Source organism: Wolbachia endosymbiont of Nasonia vitripennis (assembly GCF_048054115.1).
In the GTDB taxonomy this organism is placed as follows: Bacteria; Pseudomonadota; Alphaproteobacteria; order Rickettsiales; family Anaplasmataceae; genus Wolbachia.
On the sequence record NZ_JAFEVF010000041.1, the window covers coordinates 1 to 6244 of the forward strand.

The 6244-nt window shown below is 33.4% G+C and carries 5 protein-coding genes; 3 read left to right on the forward strand and 2 right to left on the reverse strand.

What is annotated here, in order from left to right; translation table 11 throughout:
- Positions 1-104 precede the first annotated feature (104 nt).
- On the forward strand, positions 105-1130 hold the full coding sequence (locus JR053_RS04685) for a porin (protein ID WP_416603714.1): 1026 nt from the start codon (positions 105-107) through the stop codon (positions 1128-1130).
- A 263-nt stretch (positions 1131-1393) separates the two neighbouring features.
- Positions 1394-2734, forward strand: coding sequence for a DNA recombination protein RmuC (locus JR053_RS04690; RefSeq protein WP_064085792.1), 1341 nt, complete (start codon positions 1394-1396; stop codon positions 2732-2734).
- A gap of 32 nt (positions 2735-2766) precedes the next feature.
- Here JR053_RS04690 and JR053_RS04695 read toward each other — a convergent pair whose 3' ends face one another.
- The gene (locus JR053_RS04695; RefSeq protein WP_010405178.1) at positions 2767-3873 is read right to left on the reverse strand and encodes a D-alanyl-D-alanine carboxypeptidase family protein; all 1107 of its coding nucleotides are present in this window, start codon (positions 3871-3873) and stop codon (positions 2767-2769) included.
- Between the two features lie 675 nt (positions 3874-4548).
- On the opposite strand from JR053_RS04695, the gene radC reads away from it, so the two are divergent.
- A complete protein-coding gene (gene radC, locus JR053_RS04700; protein ID WP_010401931.1) occupies positions 4549-5229 on the forward strand; it encodes a RadC family protein in 681 nt (226 codons plus the stop codon).
- 222 nt (positions 5230-5451) lie between these two features.
- Here the strand turns inward: radC and JR053_RS04705 are convergent, their stop codons facing one another.
- Positions 5452-6024, reverse strand: a complete 573-nt coding sequence (locus tag JR053_RS04705) for a hypothetical protein (protein ID WP_010401928.1) — start codon at positions 6022-6024, stop codon at positions 5452-5454.
- Between the last annotated feature and the right edge of the window lie 220 nt (positions 6025-6244).

Sequence of the window (6244 nt, forward strand, 5' to 3'; positions counted from 1 at the left end):
CCTTTTTTGATAGTATGCATATTGCTTATCAGAAAAATATTGATAGCATTAAACAGGATGCTGATTTTGGTTTTGACTTTGTTAATTCTTCTGTCAGTTAATTCATGCCTGTCAGATCAAGTCTAAACTATTACACCTCAAGCTATTCAGACCTGCGCTTGCTTTATTTACAGCAAGTTTATCCAAATACTAAAATGGGTTTTGATGTTAAGGCAGGAGTTTCTGGTATTGCAAACTTAAAGGCACTAGACATAGAAAAGTTAGAAATGGAGAAGTGGTATTTTATCATAAAGAATCAGGAGTTTGGATCATTTGAATATGGTAAAGGAAGTTTAGTTAGTCAGAGTATGTTAATTAACACTTCAAAAATTTATACAGCTGCTGGGGGAATAAATGGTCATTGGACAAACTATGCAAATCTGCGCGGTAATGGAAAAAAAGATGATGACCCTGGGTATGATAAGGACAAGGTATTTTGGGTAAAACCCAATGTTTACAGCGACTATAATGGACTAGAGCTGAAGTTAAAACAACCAATGATAAACTATATTTCTCCTGAAATTCATAACTTTCAACTTGGATTCAGTTATGTTCCAGGTAAAAATAATTTACAATATAATAATTTAATAGCCGCTGGTCTTTCCTATAAAAATGCCCTATCAGATGAAATAAATTTTACTACTGCTTTGACTGGTGAATTTGCAAGGGAAAATTTAACTGATTGTACAAACAAAAATTCTAGCGATCTTCAGTGTCATAATCAATTACTACACTGGAATTTTGGTGTGAAACTAAAGCTTTTTGAACTTGATTGCATTTTGTCGTACGGGAATGGTGGTAAATCTGGTGAGAAGCGTAGTCATGAAACAAATAATATGCATTATGTAAATGCAGGTATTGCTTATCATTCTGATTCTCGTAAAGTGAGCTTAACATATTTTAATAGTGTTAGGGATATTGCAGACAAAGGTACAAACGAATTAACATCACAGGCTTTCAGTCTTGAATATCCATTAGCTGTTGGTACTTCATATTACTTTGATATTGTAAGATTTAGTACTAAGGAGCTTGCAGTGGAAGATAATAACTCCGGATATGTGCTTTTGGCCGGATTGAAGCTAAGTTTTTAGTGAAGTAACTGGTATGTAAGTATTGTAATAATGAGAGTAAAATTGAGTTGTTAATATATGTGCTATTTGATATTATAAAAATAACTATTACATAAGATTTTCAATAAAAAGACATTCTGTTACTAATCCAAGTGTAGAAGAAAACGGTTATTAATTAGCAAACCAAGCCCTTCAGTAAGCGCATCTCTTCAGGTGCTCTTTTTTTCTTTTTTATATATAAAAAAATTAGATAGTATTGTGAGTGCGGTTTTTTCTGTGTTCTGATGCTTTTCAATTCTATAGCTTTTGTATTGAATTTCCTTTTTTTACTACTATTTCTCTATATTGTTGTAAGAAAGAACAGAAAATTTAGTGAGAATCTTGAGAAGAATTTACTTAAAGTAGAACATGAACTTCAAGAGGCAAAACAGTCTTTAGTAGATAAAAATAAGGAAATAGTTGATTTGAAAGTGAGGAACGCAGAACTTGAAGTAATTCTTCAAAAAGAGCGTGAAGAAAAGAAAAAGGAAATAGAATTACTAACAAAAGCAGAGGAGAGGCTTACGAACACTTTTAAAGCACTTTCTCTTGATGCTCTTCAGGTAAACAATAATAATTTTCTGAACTTAGCAAAAGAAGTGATCGATAATAAGCTAAAAGAAACAGAAAGTGACTTCAAAAAAAGGCAAGCAACGATCAACGAAGTTATCACTCCAATAAAAGAAAAATTAGAAAAATTCGACAGTGAAATACGTGAGCTAGAGAAGGAGAGGGTAGGGGCCTATGAAGGTTTAAGGGAGCAAATTGGAGCATTAATGAGTCAAACCTCTAACCTTGCTAACGCCCTGAGGAAACCTCACATTAGGGGTAAGTGGGGTGAAATGCAGCTCAAAAGAGTGGTAGAAATGGCGGGAATGGTTGAATATTGCGATTTTTTTACTCAAGCTTCAGTGGTTGATAAAAATGAGGATAATTTGTTACGTCCTGATTTAATAATAAAAATGCCATCAGGAAAGCAAATAATAATAGATGCTAAAGTGCCACTTGATTCTTATATGGATGCTATGTCACAAAATGATTTGCAGATACAAAGGGAAAAGTTGAAGAATCATTCTCTGGCGATAAAAAAACATATAAACGATCTAGGCAGAAAGGAATATTGGAACCAATTTGAAAATACGCCAGAGTTTGTGGTGCTTTTTTTAACAGGAGAAGGGGTTTTCAGCGCAGCACTAGAATGTGAACCAGCTTTGATAGAAATTGGAATAGAAAAAAAAGTAATTATTGCAACACCAATCACTTTAATCGCGCTACTTAGGGCAGTAGCCTATGGATGGAAGCAAGAGATGATAGCTGAAAATGCAAAGAAAATAAGTGAACTAGGCCATATTTTATATGAGCGAATCTGCACAATGGGCGAAAATTTTGATAATTTACGCAGAAGCTTAAAAAGTGCTGTTGATCATTACAATAAAACTGCTGGTTCGCTTGAGGCAAGAGTGTTTCCTGCTGCCCGAGAATTCAATAAGCTTGGTATACATGCAAAAAATAAAGAACTCACTGCTGCAAAAGAGTTGGAATCTTTACCACGCAGTTTACATGCTGAGAGGTTGAAAGTAGATTAGTATTTCAGGTCTCCTTAACTTACATTTGCTGATTAAAACAACTTTCTAAAAATTTTTTTTATATAGCTCAATTTCTGCACATCATTTGCTGCATAAACAGGTATAGTTTGTTGCTCAGTACCAGGTATTTCTACAAAAATTTTGCCCACTTCTTGACCTTTTTTAATTGGTGCGGGTACCATATCTTTATACTCAATACGCACTTTAATTTTATCATGTAATCTGCGGTTATAAGTTATGGTAACATCGTTTGCAACTGTAACGGGCACTTTTTTATCTTTTCCATAAACAATATTTATTTCTTCAACTACGCTATCCTTAGCAAATATTTTCTTGGTATTAAAATGATTTAAGGAATATTGTATTAGTCTTTTTGCTTCCTCTATTCGCTCTTTCTCGGTGTCCAAACCATTCACGACAGCAAAAATTCTTCTATCGTTCCGTTTTGCAGATGCTATAATGCCATAACCACCAGCACTTGTATGACCTGTCTTTAGACCATCAACTCCAATATCATGGAAAAGTAAAAGATTTTTATTTTTTTGTACAATATCGTTATATGTCAAATATTGTTCAGAGAATAGATCATAGTATTCAGGAAAATCAGTAAAAATCCTTTTTGCCAGTGTTACCAAGTCTTTTGCGCTCATAAAATGGTTTTCATCTGGCCACCCGCTTGAGTTAACAAAATGACTATCATTAAGATTTAAATCTTGTGCAACTTCATTCATTTCAGCAACAAAATTCTCCTCTGATCCTGCAATACCCTCGGCTAGCGCTATGCATGCATCATTACCTGAGGCAATTGTAACTCCTTCAAGTAGTTCTTTTACCGTAACAAATTGACCTTCTTTCAAAAACATAGAAGAGCCTTTCCTTTCCCATGCTTTTCTACTTACTCGAAATTTATCTTCCATTTTTATTATTCCAGCTTTTAGATAATCAAAAGCTACATATAAAGTCATCAATTTGCTCATTGAAGATGGGGCCATTTTTTCCCTGGAATTGTGTTCAAAAATGAACGAGTCTGAAGCTAAATCTAAGACAATTGCTTGCTTTGCTTTGGTTCTAAACTGATATGAGTATGAGTAAAAAGGAAATATAAAAATTAATAGCAAAGTTACTAATTTGCTTAACATATTTATAATTTTAAATTTATAGTGTACTAATTAATAGTATGATTTTGCACGAGCATTTCAATAGATCTCTCGCATAAAACTTCCTTGACAAACTGCGCCAGCCCCCTTATTATGACAATAAGAGTATTTATCCTTGTTTTCGATCCGCGCGGGTTCAACAACAAAAATTCAGTAAAAAACTCAGATATTTATTGGCAAATTACATAAAAATTATAGCGGCTGCATGTCTTTTTTATTTTTTCTACATTCAGCCAAAACGCGCTTATTTTAAGCGTTAGCACATTATTACAGCGCCAATTTACATTATTATAGGGTCAAAACTCGTTACACGGGGTTTTTTTTGCCTTTTTTTTTCGCTTGGTAAATTTCTTAACATTTACAGCTAAAGCTTCAGGCCAGCACTTGATGCTGGAAATTTTTTGAGCACAAAAGTTATGCTAGGTTTTTGTTGGTAAGAAAGGCTGGATCCCATTGTGTCAAGCACTGGGATGACATAGAAAGAGCACTGGGATAGAGGCTACTTGAATGACAAGAAGGAGGGAGCAGGGGATGACAAGAGAGGGGCTACTTTCATTTGCTGTCTTCAAAAATTTACAATTATGCTTCATGTGTTTTATTAAATATTTTACTTAAAAATTCAATTTCTTATTATAAGAGATAAGCAATTCATGAATAATGAAAGATTACAAAAAAGGTCATAGAAAGCGCCTAAGAGAGAGAATTATTTCAGATAACGGACAATCATTACTTGATTATGAGATTTTAGAACACATTTTATATTCAGCATATAGTAGAATTGATGTAAAGCCAGTAGCAAAGAATTTGATAGAAATTTTCGGCAGTTTGAATAAGGTTTTTAATGCCGATTTAGAAGCACTGCAGAATATCGAAGGAGTTAGTAATGCAGCTATATCTGCTATCTTTTGTGTTAAACAGGCTTTTGTTCGTTCTGCACGAGAAGAAGTAAAGGACCTACCTATAATCAATAATTGGGAAAAATTGCTTGATTATTTAAAAGCAAGTATAGGAAGCCTTAATAAAGAAAATTTTCGCGTTATCTATATGAATAAAAGATATCGTCTAATAGCAGAAGATCTACAAAACTTTGGTACAATAGATCAAACTCCTCTTTATGTTAGAGAGATCATAAAACGCGCTCTTTTGATTGGCTCAACATCGATTGTAATATCCCACAATCACCCAAGTGGAGATATACAGCCTTCAAGTAGCGATATGTTTCTCACCAGACAGCTTGCAGAAGCTTGCAAAAGCATAGGAATAGAATTAATAGATCATATTATTATCACATTTAGTAGCTATTTTAGTTTCAAGGAAAATAGGCTTTTATTAGAGTAGATCTAAAATTGCTTTTGCCATTTTTCTTATTATGGAAGTAAAGCTATACATGAGGTGGTTGCCAGTGGAACAAAAATTTTCCTTCTGGAAGACAATGTGTGATTTAGGTGGCGTAATAGTGGCAAATTGAAAGAAATACATGGTATTTGCCACTATTAGAAATCTCCTGTTTTGATAAGACTTATGAGGTCTTTATTGGTTTTTTGAATTTTGTTGAAGCACTCACATGCTTACTCTAATATTTTGTTCACAGAGCCTAGTTAGCTCAATTTCAACGTTAATTTGTGAAGCTCTGAGTTCTGTTAGGGGATTTTCTGGTTGAATATCTAGCTTATTCTGTATGTTCGGTAAACAAATTAAAGCCGAATCAAAAATTTCATCATACTGCTCTGCTTCATGCACACAATTGATTATTTCCTTCACATCTTGCGGCGTATCTTTTAATATTGCTCTTATTTGGTTTAGGTTTTGACGAATTTTTTCCTGATATCCAGCAATTCTCTCTTGATATATATCAATCATTTTTTGACATGAGGTGCCTCTAAATGGGTGTTCTGCTTTTTCCTTTATGTAGGAGCTCTGAAAATTTTTGCAATTAAGGAATGCTTCTCTACATTTTTTTATGTCACTAATTATACTGGTTATTGACTTACTTGCTTTCTCATGCTCTTCTTTTTTGATTATACATTCATTCTTTGTTTGGCTCATTTTATCATACAGATTTCTGCATTCTTTATATGATACCAGCGGTTGTAGTATTCCTTCCTCTACACCTTTATTATAAAAATTCTTCAACTCATCGCTTGATAGTATTCGTATAGCATCTTCCCTTTTACCTTGTGATTTAGGATACTTTTTGTTCAGTGAACTAATATAATTTGTAATAGTTTAGACTTGATCTGACAAGCAAACAAAGTAAGATAAAAATATAGACAAGTTTTAAAGGAGTGTCAGATATGAATACAACACAAGAAAAAATACTAAAACCAAAGTTGGGATTGCTAGAACTTGCAAA